Source organism: Salmonella sp. HY31 (genome assembly GCF_042604575.1).
Lineage (GTDB): Bacteria > Pseudomonadota > Gammaproteobacteria > Enterobacterales > Enterobacteriaceae > Salmonella > Salmonella diarizonae.
Map to the genome: position 1 here is coordinate 4,758,554 of NZ_CP170479.1, position 21,044 is coordinate 4,779,597.

Annotated in this window: 17 protein-coding genes, 2 tRNA genes, 2 rRNA genes and 2 pseudogenes; 5 read left to right on the forward strand and 18 right to left on the reverse strand. The window is 53.3% G+C overall.

Going from position 1 to position 21,044, the window contains the following annotated elements:
- Nucleotides 1-76: 76 nt before the first annotated feature.
- From pnuC to ACE15A_RS22795, 3 genes are read right to left on the reverse strand one after another with little or no spacing between them, the layout of a single operon-like run.
- A complete protein-coding gene (gene pnuC / locus ACE15A_RS22785) occupies nt 77-805 on the reverse strand; it encodes a nicotinamide riboside transporter PnuC (protein ID WP_001804215.1) in 729 nt (242 codons plus the stop codon).
- On the reverse strand, nt 805-1,548 hold the full coding sequence (locus ACE15A_RS22790) for a nucleoside phosphorylase (RefSeq protein WP_023247370.1): 744 nt from the start codon (nt 1,546-1,548) through the stop codon (nt 805-807). The genes pnuC and ACE15A_RS22790 overlap by 1 nt, the downstream gene beginning before the upstream one ends.
- Nucleotides 1,549-1,576: 28 nt before the next feature.
- On the reverse strand, nt 1,577-2,278 hold the full coding sequence (locus ACE15A_RS22795) for a Crp/Fnr family transcriptional regulator (protein WP_053510964.1): 702 nt from the start codon (nt 2,276-2,278) through the stop codon (nt 1,577-1,579).
- Nucleotides 2,279-2,471: 193 nt separating this feature from the next.
- On the opposite strand from ACE15A_RS22795, the gene ppiC reads away from it, so the two are divergent.
- Nucleotides 2,472-2,753 (forward strand): peptidylprolyl isomerase PpiC, encoded by a 282-nt coding sequence (gene ppiC, locus ACE15A_RS22800; protein ID WP_001140255.1) that lies wholly within the window; start codon nt 2,472-2,474, stop codon nt 2,751-2,753.
- A 166-nt stretch (nt 2,754-2,919) separates the two neighbouring features.
- Here ppiC and ilvC read toward each other — a convergent pair whose 3' ends face one another.
- Nucleotides 2,920-4,395 carry a ketol-acid reductoisomerase gene (gene ilvC, locus ACE15A_RS22805; RefSeq protein ID WP_053510959.1) on the reverse strand — a complete coding sequence of 492 codons (1,476 nt, stop codon included), beginning with the start codon at nt 4,393-4,395 and terminating at the stop codon, nt 2,920-2,922.
- A 154-nt stretch (nt 4,396-4,549) separates the two neighbouring features.
- Here ilvC and ilvY point away from each other — a divergent pair, with 154 nt between their 5' ends.
- A complete protein-coding gene (ilvY, locus tag ACE15A_RS22810) occupies nt 4,550-5,440 on the forward strand; it encodes an HTH-type transcriptional activator IlvY (RefSeq protein WP_053511018.1) in 891 nt (296 codons plus the stop codon).
- 21 nt (nt 5,441-5,461) lie between these two features.
- On the opposite strand, the gene ilvA is transcribed toward ilvY, so the two are convergent.
- The 7 genes from ilvA to ilvL all read right to left on the reverse strand — a co-directional run bounded on the left by ilvA (nt 5,462) and on the right by ilvL (nt 12,111).
- A complete protein-coding gene (ilvA, locus tag ACE15A_RS22815; RefSeq protein WP_053511016.1) occupies nt 5,462-7,006 on the reverse strand; it encodes a threonine ammonia-lyase, biosynthetic in 1,545 nt (514 codons plus the stop codon).
- 2 nt (nt 7,007-7,008) lie between these two features.
- Entirely contained in the window at nt 7,009-8,859 is a 1,851-nt protein-coding gene (ilvD, locus tag ACE15A_RS22820; RefSeq protein ID WP_001127438.1) for a dihydroxy-acid dehydratase, read from the reverse strand.
- A gap of 160 nt (nt 8,860-9,019) precedes the next feature.
- The gene (ilvE, locus tag ACE15A_RS22825; RefSeq protein WP_063389943.1) at nt 9,020-9,949 is read right to left on the reverse strand and encodes a branched-chain-amino-acid transaminase; all 930 of its coding nucleotides are present in this window, start codon (nt 9,947-9,949) and stop codon (nt 9,020-9,022) included.
- Between the two features lie 17 nt (nt 9,950-9,966).
- Entirely contained in the window at nt 9,967-10,230 is a 264-nt protein-coding gene (gene ilvM, locus ACE15A_RS22830) for an acetolactate synthase 2 small subunit (protein WP_000983260.1), read from the reverse strand.
- A complete protein-coding gene (ilvG, locus tag ACE15A_RS22835) occupies nt 10,227-11,873 on the reverse strand; it encodes an acetolactate synthase 2 catalytic subunit (RefSeq protein WP_053510955.1) in 1,647 nt (548 codons plus the stop codon). The genes ilvM and ilvG overlap by 4 nt, the downstream gene beginning before the upstream one ends.
- A 2-nt stretch (nt 11,874-11,875) precedes the next feature.
- Nucleotides 11,876-11,926, reverse strand: a complete 51-nt coding sequence (ilvX, locus tag ACE15A_RS22840) for a peptide IlvX (RefSeq protein ID WP_193394364.1) — start codon at nt 11,924-11,926, stop codon at nt 11,876-11,878.
- Between the two features lie 86 nt (nt 11,927-12,012).
- A complete protein-coding gene (ilvL, locus tag ACE15A_RS22845) occupies nt 12,013-12,111 on the reverse strand; it encodes an ilv operon leader peptide (protein ID WP_024149608.1) in 99 nt (32 codons plus the stop codon).
- A gap of 351 nt (nt 12,112-12,462) precedes the next feature.
- On the opposite strand from ilvL, the pseudogene ACE15A_RS22850 reads away from it, so the two are divergent.
- A pseudogene (locus tag ACE15A_RS22850) lies at nt 12,463-13,095 on the forward strand (magnesium chelatase domain-containing protein); the annotation flags it as partial.
- 59 nt (nt 13,096-13,154) lie between these two features.
- Here ACE15A_RS22850 and istB read toward each other — a convergent pair.
- Both istB and istA read right to left on the reverse strand, forming a co-directional pair.
- The gene (istB, locus tag ACE15A_RS22855; protein WP_000544830.1) at nt 13,155-13,952 is read right to left on the reverse strand and encodes an IS21-like element IS21 family helper ATPase IstB; all 798 of its coding nucleotides are present in this window, start codon (nt 13,950-13,952) and stop codon (nt 13,155-13,157) included.
- Nucleotides 13,952-15,124: an IS21-like element IS21 family transposase gene (gene istA, locus ACE15A_RS22860; protein ID WP_000952373.1), complete on the reverse strand. Its 1,173-nt coding sequence runs from the start codon at nt 15,122-15,124 to the stop codon at nt 13,952-13,954. The genes istB and istA overlap by 1 nt, the downstream gene beginning before the upstream one ends.
- 85 nt (nt 15,125-15,209) lie before the next feature.
- Here istA and ACE15A_RS22865 point away from each other — a divergent pair.
- Nucleotides 15,210-16,118, forward strand: a pseudogene (locus ACE15A_RS22865) (YifB family Mg chelatase-like AAA ATPase); the annotation flags it as partial.
- Nucleotides 16,119-16,142: 24 nt separating this feature from the next.
- On the opposite strand, the gene maoP reads toward ACE15A_RS22865, so the two are convergent.
- The gene (gene maoP / locus ACE15A_RS22870; protein ID WP_000840996.1) at nt 16,143-16,481 is read right to left on the reverse strand and encodes a macrodomain Ori organization protein MaoP; all 339 of its coding nucleotides are present in this window, start codon (nt 16,479-16,481) and stop codon (nt 16,143-16,145) included.
- A 106-nt stretch (nt 16,482-16,587) separates the two neighbouring features.
- Here maoP and hdfR point away from each other — a divergent pair, with 106 nt between their 5' ends.
- Nucleotides 16,588-17,436 carry an HTH-type transcriptional regulator HdfR gene (hdfR, locus tag ACE15A_RS22875; protein ID WP_077944465.1) on the forward strand — a complete coding sequence of 283 codons (849 nt, stop codon included), beginning with the start codon at nt 16,588-16,590 and terminating at the stop codon, nt 17,434-17,436.
- Nucleotides 17,437-17,529: 93 nt separating this feature from the next.
- Here the strand turns inward: hdfR and ACE15A_RS22880 are convergent.
- From ACE15A_RS22880 to ACE15A_RS22895, 4 genes are all read right to left on the reverse strand, one after another.
- Nucleotides 17,530-17,605, reverse strand: a tRNA-Trp gene (locus tag ACE15A_RS22880).
- A gap of 8 nt (nt 17,606-17,613) precedes the next feature.
- Nucleotides 17,614-17,690, reverse strand: a tRNA-Asp gene (locus tag ACE15A_RS22885).
- A 57-nt stretch (nt 17,691-17,747) separates the two neighbouring features.
- Nucleotides 17,748-17,863: ribosomal RNA gene (gene rrf / locus ACE15A_RS22890) — 5S ribosomal RNA — on the reverse strand.
- A 197-nt stretch (nt 17,864-18,060) separates the two neighbouring features.
- A 23S ribosomal RNA gene (locus tag ACE15A_RS22895) occupies nt 18,061-20,968 on the reverse strand.
- Nucleotides 20,969-21,044 lie beyond the last annotated feature (76 nt).

The window sequence follows — 21,044 nt, forward strand, 5'->3', positions numbered from 1 at the left end:
CGGGGGAGGGATTGTAGCAGAAAGCGAGGCTCAGAGAAGACCAGGCTGCCTTTTCTGGCAGCCTGGAAAAGGTCAATCAGCAGGCTCTGGCGGCAAGCGGCGTATAGCCATTACGCTGCGCACTCTTGATCCAACTGTAAGAACCCATTAGCGCGATCGCCGTCAGCAGAACATACTCAAGCGACATCGCATAAACGCCTTGTACCGCATAGATCACAACACTAATCACATCAATAATCACCCACAGCAGCCAGTTTTCCACGTACTTGCGGGTCATCAGCACCATCGCCGCAATCGACAACACCAGCATGGTGGAATCCCAGAACGGGAACGCGTCCGGCTGGAGTTCAGGCATCGCCACCTGAATACCTACCGTTTGCAGCAGGGCGAGCATAACGCGGGTCAACATAGCAAAGACCGGATCGATAAACCACGTCATCAGCAGAATGGCGATAATACATATGCCCCCCAACCTCCATGTTTGTTGACGAGAGAGCCAGCGTACTTTCAGAGCGGCTTCCTGGGCGTCATTCTGCCGGCTCCATGCGTACCAGCCGTAAATATTCGCCGCAAAGAAAAACACCTGAAGTAGCAAGCTGGCATATAGTTGAATCTGAAAAAAGATGGCGGCAAACAGAGTGACGTTAATCAAGCCAAACAGGTAATTAATGATTTTTTCCCGGCTGGCGCACCAGATGCACAATAAGCCAAAGACGGTGCCGATAGCCTCAATCCACGACAGCGCATACCCACCCTCGCCGAGAGGAATGTTGACCATTACATTGTTAATGCTGAAAAAGTCCATCATTGCTCCCCTTGCAAACTATCGAAATAAATGGCCTGAAGCGCCAGAGAAATCTGGCGCTCTTCACCTTGCTGGCACAAGGTTTCCTGCTGAACATAATGGTTAATACTGCTCTCCAGACAGCCATTATGCGCGACGACCACGTTTAGTAACGACGCTGTACGCAGCCCACGTAACGCCCCCACGACCATCAGCGCGGCGGTTTCCATATCCGCGCCGAGAACCCCCCGGGCCGACCATTCGGCATCCAGTTCAGCTTCGCGATCGGTATAAAAGCTGTCATGGCTGCGTACCAGTCCACAAACGGCAGAGATGTTCATCTGTTTCGCCTGCTGTATCAGCGTGGCGGTAAGATACGGGTCCGCACAGGCCGGATAACTGGCGGGCGCATAGGTTTTGCTGGCGCCGTCGTCAGCCACCGCGCCGTGGGCGATGATCACATCGCCCAACGCCAGCGAGTCCTGCAACGCGCCGCAACTACCGATACGGATTAGCGTGTTGACACCAACCTGGCGTAACTCCTCGATGGCGATAGCGGTTGATGGTCCGCCGATTCCCGTGGAAAGCACGACTATTTCAACGCCCCGATACCAGCCGCACGCCGCGCGAAATTCCCGGTTTTGCCCCAAAATTTTAGCCTTATCAAGAAAACGGGCGATTCTATCCACCCGCCCGGGATCGCCGGGCAAAAGCGCATATTTCGCGCAGGTCATGCTTGTGTTAAGCCGAATATGGGGTTGCATCTCCCGTCTCCTTATTGTTCTGAGAGGTTCAGATTTCCGCCTCCTGTTTGAGTTTTTCAGGAGCCAGTAAAATGATCCGCTCACCGTCGGTATCGATAATGTTCAGCGATTTCAGATCGTGCAGTATCCGGTTGATACTGCGCGTCGTCGCCGCAAATTCCTGACCAAGATTCTGCTTATCAAGCAAAATAATGGTTGATTCATGTTGTTGATAACGCAGCCATAATGCCTGGCATACGCGCTGATGCAGCGAGTACAAATTGTCGCTACTGGCCTTTTTCGACAACTGGTAATACTGTTGACTGAAAAACCGCAGCATTCGCTGGTTAAAATGGTTATCCAGCGTTAGCCAGCGGCAAAAATGCGCTTGCGGCAGGCTGAGTAGCTGTACATTGCCGACGGCTACGACAGAACAGATGTAATGCCGCGACTCAAATATCTCCAGCTCGCCCAGCATGTCGCCTTTGCCATAACGCGCCTGCCGGTAACGGCGTCCATCTTCAGCTTCGTAAAAAACATCCACTTCGCCGGTCACGATGAGCGAAAATTGCTGGCATATTTCCCCTTGGCGGCAGATAAGCGCGCCGCGGGAAATGTCGTCAAATCGCCAGCACTGCATGATTTCCAGCGGACAATATTTGAGTAATTCATAGAGCACAGGGGCGCGTACGACCTGGCGTAGCCCTAAAAGCCAGTCGTCTGGAAATTCTGCGTTTTTCATTATGTTCATGGTATCTCGCCCCTTGTCAGAAAGGACAGGACCGCCGTCCCGCACATCCGCAATACGCCCGCTAAAAATGCCGCTTATCTCCCGGTTCATTAAATCAGGCGGGACATCTGTCCTGTAATGGCGAAGAGTATATGTCTGACAGCCTAAGGAGTGATAAAGTGACGGCCAATCTTTGCGACGTGAGAACACAATAATGGCAAAAACGGCAGCAGCACTGCATATCCTTGTAAAAGAAGAGAAACTGGCTTTAGATCTTCTGGAGCAAATTAAAAACGGCGGCGATTTTGAGAAGCTGGCGAAGAAGCATTCTATCTGCCCATCCGGTAAAAAAGGCGGTCATTTAGGCGAATTTCGTCAGGGCCAGATGGTTCCGGCATTCGATAAAGTGGTCTTTTCCTGCCCGGTACTGGAGCCAACCGGCCCACTGCACACCCAGTTCGGCTATCACATCATTAAGGTGCTGTACCGAAATTAAAAAACCGGTGTCTAATTGCACCGGTTTTTTATCTCAAAGCCTTCCCCTAAGGATTTCAACTTGCAGGAAGGCGGCAAGTGAGTACAGCCCCAGGAGCATAGATAACTATGTGACTGGGGTGTACGAACGTAGCCAACGCATCTGTAAGTTGAAAGACGACGGGGTATTATCCGGCGACGGCAATACGCTTCATATCCGTCATATAACCGCGCAGTTTCTGGCCCACCTTCTCGATAGCATGACTGCGAATCGCGTTGTTCACGTCGCGAAGCTGTGCGTTGTCTACCGCGCCTTCCGGGATAGCGTTACCCAGATCGCCCGGTTGCAATTCCGCCATAAACGGTTTCAACAGCGGTACGCAAGCGTAAGAGAACAGGTAGTTACCGTATTCTGCGGTATCGGAGATCACGACGTTCATTTCATACAGGCGCTTACGGGCGATAGTATTCGCGATCAGCGGCAGCTCGTGCAGGGATTCGTAGTAAGCAGACTCTTCGATAATGCCGGAATCGACCATGGTTTCGAACGCCAGCTCAACGCCCGCTTTCACCATCGCGATCATCAGTACGCCTTTGTCGAAGTATTCCTGCTCGCCGATTTTACCTTCAAACTGCGGTGCGGTTTCGAACGTGGTTTTGCCGGTCTCTTCACGCCAGGTCAGCAGTTTCTTATCATCGTTAGCCCAGTCCGCCATCATACCGGAAGAGAATTCACCGGAGATGATGTCGTCCATATGTTTCTGGAACAGCGGCGCCATGATCTCTTTCAATTGCTCGGACAGCGCGTAAGCGCGCAGTTTCGCCGGGTTAGACAGACGGTCCATCATCAGGGTGATACCGCCCTGCTTCAGCGCTTCGGTGATGGTTTCCCAGCCGAACTGAATCAGTTTTTCCGCATACGCCGGGTCAGTGCCTTCTGCCACCAGCTTGTCGAAGCACAGCAGAGAACCAGCCTGCAACATACCGCACAGAATGGTCTGCTCGCCCATCAGGTCGGATTTCACTTCCGCGACAAAGGAAGATTCCAGCACGCCCGCGCGGTGACCGCCAGTTGCAGCGGCCCAGGCTTTGGCAATCGCCATGCCTTCGCCTTTCGGATCGTTTTCCGGGTGAACGGCGATTAGCGTCGGTACACCGAAGCCACGCTTGTATTCTTCACGTACTTCGGTACCCGGGCACTTCGGCGCCACCATCACCACGGTAATGTCTTTACGGATCTGCTCGCCCACTTCCACGATGTTAAACCCGTGGGAGTAGCCCAGCGCAGCGCCGTCTTTCATCAGCGGCTGTACGGAGCGTACCACGTCAGAGTGCTGCTTGTCCGGCGTCAGGTTAACCACCAGGTCCGCCTGCGGGATCAGCTCTTCATAGGTTCCCACTTTAAAGCCGTTTTCGGTCGCTTTGCGCCAGGAAGCACGCTTTTCAGCAATGGCTTCTTTACGCAGGGCGTAGGCGATATCCAGGCCGGAGTCGCGCATGTTCAGGCCCTGGTTCAGACCCTGCGCGCCGCAGCCGACGATAACCACTTTTTTACCCTGAAGGTAACTTGCGCCATCGGCGAATTCATCGCGACTCATAAAGCGGCATTTACCCAGTTGCGCCAACTGCTGGCGCAAGTTCAGTGTATTAAAGTAGTTAGCCATGGTGATACCTCATGATGTTGTGTTGTGGTGCTTATTATTCGGTTCGCTTTTGCGAGATTGAACCCACTATATGACAGGAAATTTATTGCGGAAATTGATATATTCACAACGTTATGTTGCGGTTTATGCAACGTCAAAAAACGGAGGTCTGTCTGTGGATTTACGCGATCTAAAAACGTTCCTGCATCTGGCGGAAAGCCGCCACTTTGGCCGCAGCGCGCGGGCAATGCACGTCAGCCCCTCCACGCTTTCCCGCCAGATACAGCGCCTGGAAGAAGACCTCGGGCAGTCGCTGTTTGTGCGCGATAACCGCACCGTGACGCTCACTGACGCCGGGGAGGAACTGCGAGTGTTCGCCCAGCAAACGTTATTACAGTATCAGCAGCTACGCCATACGCTCGACCAACAGGGACCATCGCTCTCCGGTGAATTGCATATCTTTTGTTCAGTGACCGCCGCCTACAGCCACCTGCCGCCGATCCTCGACCGCTTCCGCGCCGAGCATCCCTCCGTCGAAATTAAGCTCACCACCGGCGACGCCGCCGACGCGATGGAGAAGGTAGTGACGGGAGAAGCGGACCTGGCAATCGCCGGCAAACCAGAAACGCTGCCGGGCGCGGTGGCGTTTTCGATTCTGGAGAATCTGGCTGTTGTGCTGATCGCCCCGGCGCTGCCCTGCCCGGTACGTAGCCAGGTCGCGGTAGAAAAACCGGACTGGGCGACGGTGCCGTTTATCATGGCCGATCAGGGGCCGGTACGTCGCCGCATTGAACTGTGGTTCCGTCGGCATAAAATCAGTAATCCATCGATTTACGCCACGGTGGGCGGTCATGAGGCGATGGTATCAATGGTCGCATTGGGCTGCGGTGTGGCTTTAATTCCGGAGGTTGTACTGGAAAACAGTCCGGAGCCGGTACGTAATCGTGTGATGATTTTAGAACGTAGCGATGAGAAAACGCCGTTTGAACTGGGCGTGTGCGCACAAAAAAAGCGGCTGCATGAGCCGCTTATTGATGCGTTCTGGAACTTACTGCCTGGCCACTAATGCGAGATGGCGGCGCTTCGCTTAGCCCGCGAGGAAGAACCGGAACGCCGGGTTATTGCTCTCATCATGACATTCATAACCCAGTTCATAGAGCCGGGTTTCGAAATCCGGCTCATGATCGCCCAACTCGAACGCCGCCAGCACGCGGCCATAATCGGTACCGTGGCTACGGTAATGAAATAGCGAAATATTCCAGTGCGTGCCAAGCGTATGCAGGAATTTAAGCAACGCGCCGGGCGACTCCGGAAATTCGAAGCTATACAAACGCTCCTGTAACGGCTTGGAGGGACGGCCACCGACCATATAGCGCACATGCAGCTTCGCCATTTCATCGTCGGAGAGATCCACTACGCTATAACCGCCGTCGCACAGTTGGGTGATAATCTCTTTTCGCTCCTCCAGCCCCTGACTGACGCGTACGCCGACAAAAATACAGGCATTTTTCGCGTCGGCAAAACGGTAGTTAAATTCTGTGACCATACGCCCGCCAAGCAACTGGCAGAATTTGAGGAAGCTACCCTTTTCTTCCGGAATGGTCACTGCCAGTAACGCTTCGCGCTGTTCCCCTAGCTCGCAGCGTTCAGACACATAGCGCAGGCCGTGGAAGTTGACGTTGGCGCCGGAAAGGACGTGCGCCAGGCGTTCGCCGCGAAGATTGTGCTGGGCGATATATTTTTTCATCCCCGCCAACGCCAGCGCGCCAGACGGCTCAGCCACCGCACGCACATCTTCAAACAGATCTTTCATCGCCGCGCAGATAGCGTCGCTATCCACGGTGACAATATCATCAAGGTATTCCTGACACAGCCGGAACGTTTCGTCGCCGATGCGTTTTACCGCCACGCCTTCAGCAAACAACCCAACGCGCGGGAGATCCACTGGATGACCGGCTTCCAACGCCGCTTTCAGGCAGGCGGAATCCTCCGCTTCGACGGCAATAACTTTGATTTGCGGCATCAATTGTTTGATCAGTACCGCTACGCCCGCCGCCAGGCCGCCGCCGCCAACCGGCACAAAGACGCGATCGAGATGCGAATCCTGCTGAAGCAACTCCAGCGCCAGCGTGCCCTGCCCGGCGATCACCATTGGGTGATCAAACGGCGGCACCCAGGTAAAACCCTGCTGCTGCGCCAGTTCAATAGCTTTCGCTTTCGCTTCATCAAAATTAGCGCCGTGCAACAGCACTTCGCCGCCAAAACCGCGTACCGCATCGACTTTAATATCTGCCGTTGCTTTTGGCATGACGATCAGAGACTTCACGCCAAGCCGCGCGGAGGAGAACGCCACGCCCTGTGCATGGTTCCCCGCCGAAGCGGTAATCACGCCGTGGGCTTTTTGTTCTTCGGTCAATCCGGCCATCATCGCGTAAGCGCCGCGCAGCTTAAAGCTATGTACCGGCTGCCGATCTTCGCGTTTGACGAGAATAACGTTGTCCAGACGTGACGAGAGCTTTTCCATTTTTTGCAGCGGCGTCACCTGCGCCGCTTCGTATACTGGCGCGCGTAGCACCGCGCGCAGATACTCCGCCCCTTCCGGCGCGGCTGACAGAGGTTGAGATTCCGCCATCATCAACCTCCCAGTTTCGATTTATCGCGCACCGCGCCTTTATCGGCGCTGGTCGCCAGGCTGGCGTAAGCACGCAGGGCAAACGAAACCTGACGCTGACGATTTTTCGGCGTCCATGCTTTATCGCCGCGAGCTTCCTGCGCCTCGCGGCGTGCGGCGATTTCAGCCTCGCTCAACTGCAACTGAATGCTGCGGTTCGGAATATCAATCGCAATGGTGTCGCCATCTTCAATCAGCGCAATAGTGCCGCCGCTGGCCGCTTCCGGCGAGACGTGGCCGATGGAAAGACCCGAAGTACCGCCGGAGAAACGCCCATCGGTGATGAGCGCGCAGGCTTTGCCTAGCCCCATCGACTTCAGGAAACTGGTCGGATAGAGCATTTCCTGCATTCCCGGCCCGCCTTTCGGCCCTTCGTAGCGGATCACGACTACATCGCCTTCCACTACTTTGCCGCCGAGAATCGCCTCTACCGCGTCGTCCTGGCTTTCATACACTTTTGCCGGGCCGGTAAAGGAGAGAATGCTGTCATCCACGCCTGCGGTTTTCACAATGCAGCCGTTTTCGGCGAAGTTGCCATACAGCACCGCCAGACCGCCGTCTTTGCTGTAGGCATACTCCAGCGAGCGGATGCAACCCTCTGCGCGGTCGTCATCCAGCGAATCCCAGCGACAATCCTGCGAGAACGCCTGGGTAGTACGGATACCGGCAGGGCCAGCACGGAACATTTTTTTAACCGCTTCGTCCTGCGTAACCGTGATGTCGTACTGTTCCAGCGTTTGCGGCAGCGTCAGGCCTAATACGTTTTTCACGTTGCGGTTCAGCAGCCCGGCGCGATCCAGCTCGCCTAAAATACCCAGCACACCGCCGGCACGGTGAACGTCTTCCATATGATACTTCTGCGTGCTCGGCGCCACTTTGCACAACTGCGGGACTTTGCGGGACAGCTTATCGATATCACTCATCGTAAAGTCGATTTCCGCTTCCTGCGCCGCCGCCAGTAGATGCAGAACGGTATTGGTCGAACCGCCCATCGCAATATCCAGCGTCATCGCATTCTCAAACGCGGCTTTGCTGGCGATATTGCGCGGTAACGCTGAAGCGTCATCCTGTTCGTAATAGCGTTTAGTCAGTTCAACAATCCGCTTACCAGCATTAAGAAACAACTGCTTACGGTCGACATGGGTCGCCAGCAGCGAACCGTTGCCCGGCTGCGACAGACCCAGCGCTTCGGTCAGACAGTTCATGGAGTTAGCGGTAAACATGCCGGAGCAGGAGCCGCAGGTTGGACAGGCGGAGCGTTCAACCTGATCGCTCTGCGAGTCGGAAACTTTCGGGTCTGCCCCCTGAATCATGGCATCAACCAGATCCAGCTTGATAATTTTGTCTGAAAGCTTGGTTTTTCCGGCTTCCATCGGTCCGCCGGAGACAAAGATCACCGGAATATTCAGGCGCAGCGAGGCCATGAGCATCCCTGGGGTGATTTTGTCGCAGTTGGAGATACACACCATCGCATCAGCACAGTGCGCGTTCACCATGTACTCAACGGAGTCGGCGATCAGCTCGCGTGACGGCAGTGAATAGAGCATACCCCCATGCCCCATGGCGATCCCGTCATCCACGGCAATAGTGTTGAACTCTTTCGCCACACCGCCGGAAGCTTCAATCTGTTCGGCGACCAGCTTACCGAGATCGCGCAGGTGTACGTGACCCGGCACGAACTGGGTGAATGAGTTCACCACGGCGATAATCGGTTTGCCAAAATCACTGTCGGTCATTCCGGTGGCGCGCCACAGCGCGCGGGCACCCGCCATATTACGGCCATGAGTGGTGGTGGCGGAACGGTATTTAGGCATGCTTTATTTACTCCCCATCTTTTCCCTTCATACTTCACGCCACAGGTGCGTTGGCTGCCTCACTCACCCCAGTCACTTACTACAGTAAGCTCCTGGGGATTCGCTGCGTTGCCGCCTTCCTGTGACGCAAATTATTTTGGGAAAATATTAATTTTATTTATTATGAATTTACCTGATCCAACCAGCCCCATTTATCCTCGGTTTCACCGGTGAAGAGACCAAAGAAGGCTTGTTGAATACGCTTGGTAACAGGACCGCAGCGGCCTTCGCCCACCTGGATGCCATCAACGCTGCGTACCGGAGTAATCTCTGCCGCTGTTCCGGACATAAACACTTCGTCGGCCAGATACAGCGATTCACGGGACAGTACCTGCTCACGCACTTCAATACCCAGCTCTTTCGCCAGTTTGATGATCGCGTCGCGAGTAATGCCTGGCAACGCGGAAGAGGTAAACGGCGGAGTAAACAGCACGCCATCTTTTACCTCAAACAGGTTTTCGCCTGCGCCTTCGGAGATATAGCCGTTTACATCCAGGGCGATGCCTTCCTGATAGCCGTGGCGGCGTGCTTCGCTACCCACCAGCAGAGAGGAAAGGTAGTTCCCGCCCGCTTTGGCGGCGGTCGGGATGGTGTTCGGCGCAGCGCGATTCCAGGAGGAAACCATCGCATCGATCCCCTGATCCAGCGCTTCGGCGCCCAGGTATGCCCCCCACGGGAACGCAGCGATGATGACGTCAGTGGTGTATCCCGGAGGCGGGTTAACGCCCATACCGACATCGCCCACAAATACCAACGGACGGATATAGGCGCTGGTCAGATTATTTTTACGAATCACGGCGCGGCAGGCTTCCATCAGTTCATCAATACTCTGGGAAACCGGAAAACGATAAATTTTTGCTGAGTCGCGCAGGCGCTGCATATGTTCACGATGACGGAACACTACCGGGCCTTTGTGAGAGTCGTAGCACCGAATCCCTTCAAATACCGACGTACCGTAGTGCAGCGCGTGAGACATTACGTGAACCTTCGCGTCTTCCCAGCGCACCATCTCGCCATTGAACCAAATGTAATCAGCTTTTTTCGTCGTCATTTTTCTTCCTTTTGCGCTCAGGCGCGGATTTGTTGTGATGTGGCAGCGCTCTGGCAGATCGCGACATGCGCAACATCTACCAGTTTACTTAACTGACTAAACAGTAAGTCGACCGACCGGGGACTGGCAACGGTCAATTCAATATTTATATTCTGCGCATCGGTCGCGGCTTCCATATTCATGGAACACACCTGAAAACCACGATGGCGCACCACGCGTAAAACACGTTCTAAGGTTTCTGGATTAAAGCGTGCCGATACATTGACCTGATGTTGCATCATGATAATTTCTCCAGCATTTCAGAGTTACTGGCGCCAGGCGGCACCAACGGCCAGACATTTTCAAGTTCGTCGATTGAGACGTGAAGCAGGTACGGACCTTCGCTTGCCAACATCGTGTCGAGTGCCGCTTCAACCTGGTCTTTACGAGTAATGTGCTGGCCTGGTATGCCGAAGGCGCTGGCCAGCATGAGGAAATCGGGGTTATCGGTGAGGGTGGTTTCGCTATATCGTTCCTGGAAAAACAGTTGCTGCCATTGTCGAACCATCCCTAACCGCTGGTTGTCGAGTAAGACTATCTTCAACGGTAACTGCTTGCGTTTTACGGTGCCCAACTCCTGAACATTCATCATGAAGGAGCCGTCACCGGAGATACAGATAACGGTATCATTCGGTCGCGCTACCTGTGCGCCAATGGCCGCCGGTAAACCGAATCCCATCGTCCCCAGACCGCTGGAAGTGATGAAATTCTCCGGGCGGGTGTAAGTCATATGCTGGGCTGACCACATCTGATGCTGCCCCACATCCGTCGTCACCACACTGTCTACGGGTTTGCGTTCCGACAATTGCTTCAACAACAACGGCGCATAGATAGCCTCGCCAGGATGGTCATAGCGCCAGGCGTGCTCGGAACGCATTGCAGCGTTATGCTGCCGCCACTCATCGATAGATAACGGTTGCTGTAACGCAGGTAACAGCGTATTCAGATCGCCCTGTAACGCTACGTGCGCCTGGCGTAATTTGTTCAATTCGGCCTGATCAATATCTAAATGGATCACACTGGCGTTCGGCGCAAACGTATTCAGCTTACCGGTCACCCGGTCATCAAAACGCGCCCCGACGGCAATCAGCAGATCGCACTGCTGCACCGCGTAATTTGCGGCTTTGGCACCGTGCATTCCCAGCATTCCCAGATAGTACGGATAATCAGCTTCAACAGCGCCCAGCCCTTTCAGCGTACAGGTAACCGGCATTTGCGTTACCGCGATAAATTTACGCAGCGCCGGAACCGCCTGCGCCATACCAACACCGCCGCCGACGTACAGCATCGGCTTCTGCGCCTGCGCCAGCATGTTACGCGCCTTCTCAACCGCGGTATGGGGGAATATCGCTTCGTTAGCAACGGTAGTGAACCAGGGCTCCAGCGCTCCGCTGGCTAACTGGATATCTTTAGGGATATCCACCAGAACGGGTCCGGGACGGCCAGCATTGGCGACTTCAAAAGCCTCTGCCATGATACGAGGCAGCTCTGCCAGCGACTGCACCAGAAAGCTGTGCTTGGTACATGCCAGCGACAGCCCTAACACATCCACCTCCTGGAACGCATCGGTGCCGATGAACGGAGCGGAAACCTGACCCGTGATCGCGACGACGGGTACCGAATCTAACAACGCATCCGCCAGGCCAGTGATCAGGTTAGTGGCGCCAGGGCCGGAGGTGGCGATACAAACACCGGTTTTACCGGTAGAACGGGCATAACCGATCGCAGCCATCACCGCGCCCTGCTCATGACGGCACAACAGATGCTCCACACCACCGTCATACAACGCATCGTAAACCGGCATAATTGCGCCGCCAGGATAACCAAATACGGTTTTCACCCCCTGAGCTCGCAAAGCATGTACCACCCACTGTGCCCCGTTCATAGTTACATCCCCGTCATAATTCTGGAGAAACAGAATTTTATGCTGTTATTCACGATCTGCTCCTCGCTTAAGTTTTTCAGGCCAAAAAAAACCCCCGGACCTTTCGGTGCGGGGGTCTTAGTTCGTTAAGGCTTGATTTCTAAGCCTTTCCTCGTCCAAGTGCAGCCCCGCACGGTGGGATAATAATCACCACCACGCTAATCACGACCAGGCTAATCACTTGTAGAAGGGCTGTCATTTTTGTCTATTCTTGCATCTTGTTCGAAGGAATACCTAAAGAGTTACCATAGGTTTCGCCAATAGCACAAGATATTTTTTTAACCACGTTTCAGATAGTGCAGGTGTATACCTAAAAGCTCTTTGTTTTTTATAAGAAAAATTAGCAACTGAAAAATTTTCACGTTTTCTTCCCTCTTTTGGTGCGCTTTCCCTCCTGTTTTCCTCCTTTTCGCTTCTGCGAGTGTTCTTCCAGATTTATGTTTATTACCTGAAAATGACGCCAAAATTCAGGAATCCACCACTAAAAAACAAAAAATCAGTAATTCAATGTTCTCTTCTATTCCGCATAATCCACGCAACAGGAGGGATTATGTCACTGTCGATTGTTCATACCCGCGCCGCACTTGGCGTCAATGCGCCGCCTATCACTATAGAGGTGCATATCAGTAATGGGTTACCGGGATTAACTATGGTAGGCCTACCGGAAACCACGGTAAAAGAGGCGCGTGATCGGGTACGCAGTGCGATCATTAATAGCGGATATGAATTTCCGGCTAAAAAGATAACCATTAACCTTGCTCCAGCCGATCTACCGAAAGAAGGCGGAAGGTATGACCTGCCTATTGCTGTTGCGCTTCTGGCCGCGTCTGAGCAGCTTACGGCGTTGAATCTTGAGGCATATGAGCTGGTAGGTGAGTTAGCGCTTACAGGCGCATTACGCGGCGTTCCTGGCGCAATATCAAGCGCAACTGAAGCCATCAGGGCTGGCAGAAATATTATCGTCGCAACAGAGAACGCGGCGGAGGTTGGGCTTATCAGCAAAGAAGGTTGTTTTATCGCCGATCATCTACAAACCGTCTGCGCCTTTCTGGAAGGGAAGCACGCCCTGGAAAGACCCTTAGCCCAGGATATGGCATCGCCTACCACAACTGCCGATCTTAGCGATGTAATCGGTCAGGAGCAGGGTAAACGCGGCCTGGAGATTACAGCGGCAGGTGGACATGTCAACGCCACGATGTTTGACCGTTATTTGCCATTTTCATGCCCGCTAAGATACTTTCGTTACTGATGCTGTCCGCTTTTCACCATTTCATCATCACTGATTGGCGTTGTGTTTTTGGTCAGCACTCCAGCTTTACGTTTCTCTTTTAACCGGTAACTCTCTCCTTTGATATTCAGCGTGGTTGAGTGATGTAGCAACCGATCCAGTATCGCTGTTGCCAGCACGTGATCTCCGAACATTTCTCCCCAGTCTGCGAACCCTTTGTTTGACGTCAGTATGATGCTCGCTTTTTCATATCGACGGTTCAGTAGCCGGAAGAACAGGCTGGCTTCCTCTCTGTTCATCGGCAGATAGCCTATTTCATCCAGGATCAACACCCGGGCATAACTCAGTTGCTGCAGCTGACGCTCCAGACGGTTTTCCTGTTTCGCTTTCATCAGTGTCGCGATCAGTCTGTCCAGTGGCATAAACAGTACCCGATGTCCCGCATCCACCGCTTTCACGCCAAGAGCTATGGCCAGATGAGTTTTTCCGACACCAGGAGGTCCCAGCAGGATCACGTTTTCGCTGCGCTCCACGAACGCCAGACCAGCCAGTTCCCGGACAACCTTACGGTCGATGCCCGGCTGGAAGGTAAAGTCGAACTGCTCCAGCGTTTTGACCCACGGCAGACGAGCCTGCTTCAGCCTGGACTCCATACCGCGCTGATGCCTGCCGTTCCATTCCTGCTGTAGCGCCATGCACAGGAACTCCCGGTAGTTCAGCTCTTTTTTAGCTGCCTGTTCCAGCAGGCTTTCAACGTGATAACTCAGATGCTCCATTTTCAGGCGACTCAGCAGGACTTCCAGCTCATGCATCACAACAGCTCCTCATAGGCACTCAGTGGTCGATGTTCCACCTGACTGACCTGCTGCCAGAGCGGGGCGTGATGCTCCGGCACTGTCTGCCAGCCAGACGATGCCGAACAGAGGCGATGTGAGGCCACCAGTTTCTCATTACTGTAGATCCGCAACTCGTCATCCAGCGATATTCGTATCGATACCGGCTGACCACACAGCGCTTCGGGAACGCTGTAACGATTACCACCAACCTCGATATAGCTGTCCCAGGACACATGGCGGATATCGAAGTAACTGGTATCGAAGTCCGTATCCGGTAACGGCTGCAGATGTTCCTGCTCCAGCGCGAAGCGCTGTTCCGGCGTTTCTTTGAACTGGCGAAGTTCCCGTTTGTCAGCCACATCGGCTATCCATTGCTCCAGTTGTTGATTAACATGAGTGAAGCTGTCGAACCTGCGGTACCGGACGAAGAAGTTCTCCTTGAGGTATTTCACCATTCGCTCAACCTTACCTTTTGTTCTGGCCCTGCGTGGACGGCATGCCCGTGGCAGGAAGTTATAGTGGTCGGCCAGCAACAGGAATCCGGAGTTGAACACGACTTTCCCGTTGTTATTCTTCAGCACCGCAGCCTTCTGGTTATCAACCAGCACCGTTTTCACACAACCACCGAAGTAGCGGAAGGCGCGAACCAGTGATTCGTAGGTATGCTCAGCATCCTGTTTTGGTGCTGCGAAGACATGGAAGCGGCGGGAGAACCCCAGCGTATTAACCGCAAAGTTAACTTTGCACCGTTGCCCGGCAACCTCCACCTCAACTTCGCCCCAGTCGTGCTGGAGCTGGTATCCAGGCTGAGTTTCGAAGCGAACTGTTCTTTTTGACGGACGCATTTTACGTTTGGGCTGGATGTAGTAACGCAGCATGGAACGTCCGCCCGTATAACCCATTGCCTTAATCTCCGCGAAGATAACCTCACTATTCCAGACATTCTCTGCCAGGCGCATGTCGATGTAATCCATAAACGGTTTCAGCTTAACCATTTTGTGGCGGGTCTTTCTGGCTGGCGGTTCAGGGTATTTGAGGTAGCGTCTGACCGTCCGTTCAGAGCAACCAATCTGAGTCGCAATATCGACAATGTACGCGCCCTGCTGGCGCATTTGCTTTATCATGTAAAAGTCCTCTCTGCTCAGCATGTTGATGTCCTTTCTGGTGTGAGAACCTTAAGGAAACAACATGTTGGGTGGAGCGGACAATCCAAATGGTGAATTACCGTCTTATATCACTGGCGCTGACAGACATAACCTGTTATTGATCGGCCCGCCGGGTACGGGTAAAACCATGCTGGCCAGTCGACTGAGCGGGATTCTTCCACCATTAAGTAATGAAGAGGCGTTGGAAAGCGCCGCGATCCTCAGTCTGGTTAATGCCGATACGGTACAAAAACAATGGCAGCAACGTCCCTTTCGCTCACCTCATCATAGCGCCTCACTTACTGCTATGGTCGGCGGCGGCGCAATACCCGCACCGGGAGAGATATCGTTGGCGCACAACGGAATTTTGTTTCTTGATGAATTGCCTGAATTTGAGCGACGCACACTGGATGCACTACGTGAACCTATAGAATCCGGCCAAATTCATTTATCTCGCACCAGAGCGAAAATAACGTACCCTGCCAGATTCCAGTTAATCGCCGCAATGAATCCCAGCCCGACCGGACATTATCAGGGAAACCATAATCGCTGCACGCCAGAACAGACACTACGTTACCTTAATAGGTTGTCAGGCCCGTTTCTTGATCGTTTCGACCTTTCGCTTGAGATACCGCTTCCTCCGCCCGGGATTCTTTGCCAACACGCCTCAAAGGGTGAGAACAGCGCTACGGTAAAAAAGCGGGTCATCGCCGCCCAGGAGCGGCAGTACCAACGCCAGAAGAAGTTAAACGCGCATCTGGAAGGTCGCGAGATCCAAAAATACTGTGTTTTGCATCACGATGACGCCCGCTGGCTTGAGGGCACGCTGGTGCATCTTGGATTATCCATTCGCGCCTGGCAGCGCTTGCTAAAGGTGGCCAGAACCATTGCCGACATAGAACAGGCAGACAGTATCTCGCGTCAGCATTTGCAGGAGGCGGTAAGCTATCGGGCGATAGACAGGTTGTTAATTCATTTGCAAAAGCTATTGGCGTAAAAAAAGGGCATTACGCCCTTTTTATTAATCATCAGCTTCGGTGTAGTCTTCTGCGCCTTCAACTTGCGGCTTGCCGCCAGACAAAGTGTGAAAGCGTTTTGGGCGCTTGATACGCGTCATATACTTAGACCAGACGCGTTCTGCATCCGTTACCGGCTCGCGTTCACCGCGACATACCGCTACAAACAGCTTCTCTTCTTCAGTTACTGGCTCACGCTTACCAAGATCCAGATCATTAAAGGCATGACCATGACGCTCAAGCAATTGTGCCTCTTTAATCGTGAAATCCCCATGACGAGAGAATCCACGTGGATAATGTTTATTGTCAAAATATCGATTAGTCGTCGTAAAGCTTTCCGCCATCCTGCACGCTCCTAATTCTTTGTCTGAGCTATTTATGGCGCGGAGTATTAGTTACGCTTGACAGAGTGTAAAACAAAACATTTAAATCATAACGACAAATAATTTTGTGGAGAGCACAGTGGATACGGAATTGTTAAAAACTTTCCTGGAAGTTAGCCGGACGCGACATTTCGGGCGGGCCGCAGAAGCACTTTACCTGACGCAATCCGCGGTGAGCTTCCGTATCAGGCAACTGGAGAATCAACTGGGCGTAAACCTCTTTACGCGGCACAGAAACAATATCCGTTTAACCGCGGCTGGCGAAAAGCTTTTACCGTATGCGGAAACGCTGATGAATACGTGGCAGGCGGCACGTAAAGAGGTGGCGAATACCTCGCGTCATAACGAGTTTTCCATCGGCGCCAGCGCGTCTTTATGGGAGTGTATGCTTAACGACTGGCTGGGCCGACTGTACCAACTACAGGAGCCGCAAAGCGGCCTGCAATTCGAAGCCAGAATCGCTCAACGGCAATCGCTTGTGAAGCAACTTCATGAACGCCAGCTTGATCTCCTCATTACTACCGAAGCGCCCAAAATGGATGAATTCAGCAGTCAACTGTTAGGGCACTTCACTCTGGCGCTATATTGCAGCAGCCCTGCCCGTATGAAATCAGAACTCAATTATCTGCGGCTGGAGTGGGGACCAGACTTCCAACAGCATGAAACAGGATTGATCGCAGCAGATGAAGTGCCGGTATTAACAACCAGCTCAGCCGAACTCGCCCGACAGCAGCTTAGCGCATTAAATGGCTGTAGCTGGCTTCCTGTAAACTGGGCAAACGAAAAGGGCGGATTACATACCGTTGCCGATAGCGCAACGCTTTCAAGGCCGCTATACGCCATTTGGCTGCAAAACAGCGATAAATATTCGCTTATCCGCGATCTGTTAAAAACTGATGTGCTGGATGAAAAATGAAAATGATGAAGAGAAAAAGAAGGGAGTTTACGATTACCTGACCAGGTAATTTTAGGCAAAAAAAAATCCTTAGCATCTGCTAAGGATTATTTCTGGCAGGGGCGGAGAGACTCGAACTCCCAACACCCGGTTTTGGAGACCGGTGCTCTACCAATTGAACTACGCCCCTAATTAGGGTGGCGGAACGGACGGGACTCGAACCCGCGACCCCCTGCGTGACAGGCAGGTATTCTAACCAACTGAACTACCGCTCCACCGAATTCTTTTACTTTACTACCACCGGCTGTCACCCCGGATTACTGCAATTTGATGCCTGGCAGTTCCCTACTCTCGCATGGGGAGACCCCACACTACCATCGGCGCTACGGCGTTTCACTTCTGAGTTCGGCATGGGGTCAGGTGGGACCACCGCGCTACGGCCGCCAGGCAAATTCTTTTGTGCTCTGTACGCAATTCTTTATCGCATCAGCGGTGTTGGCTGCATTCGTAAAGTCAGGCACATACTTCTGTATGCTCCTTCCTTTCCTTCGCTTGCCGCCTTGCTGCTGCGCAAATTATTGCGTACTCAACTCTGAATCAGTGCTGAAAATCGTCTCTCAACCGCCAAAACATCTTCGGCGTTGTAAGGTTAAGCCTCACGGTTCATTAGTACCGGTTAGCTCAACGCATCGCTGCGCTTACACACCCGGCCTATCAACGTCATCGTCTTTAACGTTCCTTCAGGAGACTCAAGGTCTCAGGGAAGACTCATCTCGGGGCAAGTTTCGTGCTTAGATGCTTTCAGCACTTATCTTTTCCGCATTTAGCTACCGGGCAGTGCCATTGGCATGACAACCCGAACACCAGTGATGCGTCCACTCCGGTCCTCTCGTACTAGGAGCAGCCCCCCTCAGTCTTCCAGCGCCCACGGCAGATAGGGACCGAACTGTCTCACGACGTTCTAAACCCAGCTCGCGTACCACTTTAAATGGCGAACAGCCATACCCTTGGGACCTACTTCAGCCCCAGGATGTGATGAGCCGACATCGAGGTGCCAAACACCGCCGTCGATATGAACTCTTGGGCGGTATCAGCCTGTTATCCCCGGAGTACCTTTTATCCGTTGAGCGATGGCCCTTCCATTCAGAACCACCGGATCACTATGACCTGCTTTCGCACCTGCTCGCGCCGTCACGCTCGCAGTCAAGCTGGCTTATGCCATTGCACTAACCTCCTGATGTCCGACCAGGATTAGCCAACCTTCGTGCTCCTCCGTTACTCTTTAGGAGGAGACCGCCCCAGTCAAACTACCCACCAGACACTGTCCGCAACCCGGATTACGGGTCCACGTTAGAACATCAAACATTAAAGGGTGGTATTTCAAGGTCGGCTCCACGCAGACTGGCGTCCACGCTTCAAAGCCTCCCACCTATCCTACACATCAAGGCTCAATGTTCAGTGTCAAGCTATAGTAAAGGTTCACGGGGTCTTTCCGTCTTGCCGCGGGTACACTGCATCTTCACAGCGAGTTCAATTTCACTGAGTCTCGGGTGGAGACAGCCTGGCCATCATTACGCCATTCGTGCAGGTCGGAACTTACCCGACAAGGAATTTCGCTACCTTAGGACCGTTATAGTTACGGCCGCCGTTTACCGGGGCTTCGATCAGGAGCTTCGCTTGCGCTGACCCCATCAATTAACCTTCCGGCACCGGGCAGGCGTCACACCGTATACGTCCACTTTCGTGTTTGCACAGTGCTGTGTTTTTAATAAACAGTTGCAGCCAGCTGGTATCTTCGACTGACTTCAGCTCCATGAGTAAATCACTTCACCTACGTGTCAGCGTGCCTTCTCCCGAAGTTACGGCACCATTTTGCCTAGTTCCTTCACCCGAGTTCTCTCAAGCGCCTTGGTATTCTCTACCTGACCACCTGTGTCGGTTTGGGGTACGATTTGATGTTACCTGATGCTTAGAGGCTTTTCCTGGAAGCAGGGCATTTGTTGCTTCAGCACCGTGGTGCCTCGTCATCACGCCTCAGTGTTAAAGTGAACCGGATTTACCTGGAACACACACCTACACGCTTAAACCGGGACAACCGTCGCCCGGCCAACATAGCCTTCTCCGTCCCCCCTTCGCAGTAACACCAAGTACGGGAATATTAACCCGTTTCCCATCGACTACGCCTTTCGGCCTCGCCTTAGGGGTCGACTCACCCTGCCCCGATTAACGTTGGACAGGAACCCTTGGTCTTCCGGCGAGCGGGCTTTTCACCCGCTTTATCGTTACTTATGTCAGCATTCGCACTTCTGATACCTCCAGCACCCCTCACAGGACACCTTCAACGGCTTACAGAACGCTCCCCTACCCAACAACACACAGTGTCGCTGCCGCAGCTTCGGTGCATGGTTTAGCCCCGTTACATCTTCCGCGCAGGCCGACTCGACCAGTGAGCTATTACGCTTTCTTTAAATGATGGCTGCTTCTAAGCCAACATCCTGGCTGTCTGGGCCTTCCCACATCGTTTCCCACTTAACCATGACTTTGGGACCTTAGCTGGCGGTCTGGGTTGTTTCCCTCTTCACGACGGACGTTAGCACCCGCCGTGTGTCTCCCGTGATAACATTCTCCGGTATTCGCAGTTTGCATCGGGTTGGTAAGCCGGGATGGCCCCCTAGCCGAAACAGTGCTCTACCCCCGGAGATGAGTTCACGAGGCGCTACCTAAATAGCTTTCGGGGAGAACCAGCTATCTCCCGGTTTGATTGGCCTTTCACCCCCAGCCACAGGTCATCCGCTAATTTTTCAACATTAGTCGGTTCGGTCCTCCAGTTAGTGTTACCCAACCTTCAACCTGCCCATGGCTAGATCACCGGGTTTCGGGTCTATACCCTGCAACTTAACGCCCAATTAAGACTCGGTTTCCCTTCGGCTCCCCTATGCGGTTAACCTTGCTACAGAATATAAGTCGCTGACCCATTATACAAAAGGTACGCAGTCACCCCCCATAAAGAGAGGCTCCCACTGCTTGTACGTACACGGTTTCAGGTTCTGTTTCACTCCCCTCGCCGGGGTTCTTTTCGCCTTTCCCTCACGGTACTGGTTCACTATCGGTCAGTCAGGAGTATTTAGCCTTGGAGGATGGTCCCCCCATATTCAGACAGGATACCACGTGTCCCGCCCTACTCATCGAGCTCACAGCATGTGCGCTTTTGTGTACGGGGCTCTCACCCTGTATCGCGCGCCTTTCCAGACGCTTCCACTAACACACATGCTGATTCAGGCTCTGGGCTCCTCCCCGTTCGCTCGCCGCTACTGGGGGAATCTCGGTTGATTTCTTTTCCTCGGGGTACTTAGATGTTTCAGTTCCCCCGGTTCGCCTCATTAACCTATGGATTCAGTTAATGATAGTGTGACGAGTCACACTGGGTTTCCCCATTCGGACATCGCCGGTTATAACGGTTCATATCACCTTACCGGCGCTTTTCGCAGATTAGCACGTCCTTCATCGCCTCTGACTGCCAGGGCATCCACCGTGTACGCTTGGTCGCTTAACCTCACAACCCGAAGATGTTTCGTAAAACATCATCGTGTCGCGAAAATTTGAGAGACTCATGAACAATCGGAATTGTT

What these genes read in the sequence shown, in the direction of transcription:
- ppiC (WP_001140255.1), top strand. Translation starts at nt 2,472, where the DNA reads ATGGCAAAAACGGCAGCAGCACTGCATATCCTTGTAAAAGAAGAGAAA.
- ACE15A_RS22795 (WP_053510964.1), bottom strand. Translation starts at nt 2,278, where the DNA reads ATGAACATAATGAAAAACGCAGAATTTCCAGACGACTGGCTTTTAGGG.
- ilvG (WP_053510955.1), bottom strand. Translation starts at nt 11,873, where the DNA reads ATGAACGGGGCACAGTGGGTGGTACATGCTTTGCGAGCTCAGGGGGTG.
- ilvC (WP_053510959.1), bottom strand. Translation starts at nt 4,395, where the DNA reads ATGGCTAACTACTTTAATACACTGAACTTGCGCCAGCAGTTGGCGCAA.
- ilvD (WP_001127438.1), bottom strand. Translation starts at nt 8,859, where the DNA reads ATGCCTAAATACCGTTCCGCCACCACCACTCATGGCCGTAATATGGCG.
- ACE15A_RS22790 (WP_023247370.1), bottom strand. Translation starts at nt 1,548, where the DNA reads ATGCAACCCCATATTCGGCTTAACACAAGCATGACCTGCGCGAAATAT.
- ilvM (WP_000983260.1), bottom strand. Translation starts at nt 10,230, where the DNA reads ATGATGCAACATCAGGTCAATGTATCGGCACGCTTTAATCCAGAAACC.
- ilvL (WP_024149608.1), bottom strand. Translation starts at nt 12,111, where the DNA reads ATGACAGCCCTTCTACAAGTGATTAGCCTGGTCGTGATTAGCGTGGTG.
- istA (WP_000952373.1), bottom strand. Translation starts at nt 15,124, where the DNA reads ATGCTGAGCAGAGAGGACTTTTACATGATAAAGCAAATGCGCCAGCAG.
- pnuC (WP_001804215.1), bottom strand. Translation starts at nt 805, where the DNA reads ATGGACTTTTTCAGCATTAACAATGTAATGGTCAACATTCCTCTCGGC.
- maoP (WP_000840996.1), bottom strand. Translation starts at nt 16,481, where the DNA reads ATGGCGGAAAGCTTTACGACGACTAATCGATATTTTGACAATAAACAT.
- istB (WP_000544830.1), bottom strand. Translation starts at nt 13,952, where the DNA reads ATGCATGAGCTGGAAGTCCTGCTGAGTCGCCTGAAAATGGAGCATCTG.
- ilvA (WP_053511016.1), bottom strand. Translation starts at nt 7,006, where the DNA reads ATGGCGGAATCTCAACCTCTGTCAGCCGCGCCGGAAGGGGCGGAGTAT.
- ilvE (WP_063389943.1), bottom strand. Translation starts at nt 9,949, where the DNA reads ATGACGACGAAAAAAGCTGATTACATTTGGTTCAATGGCGAGATGGTG.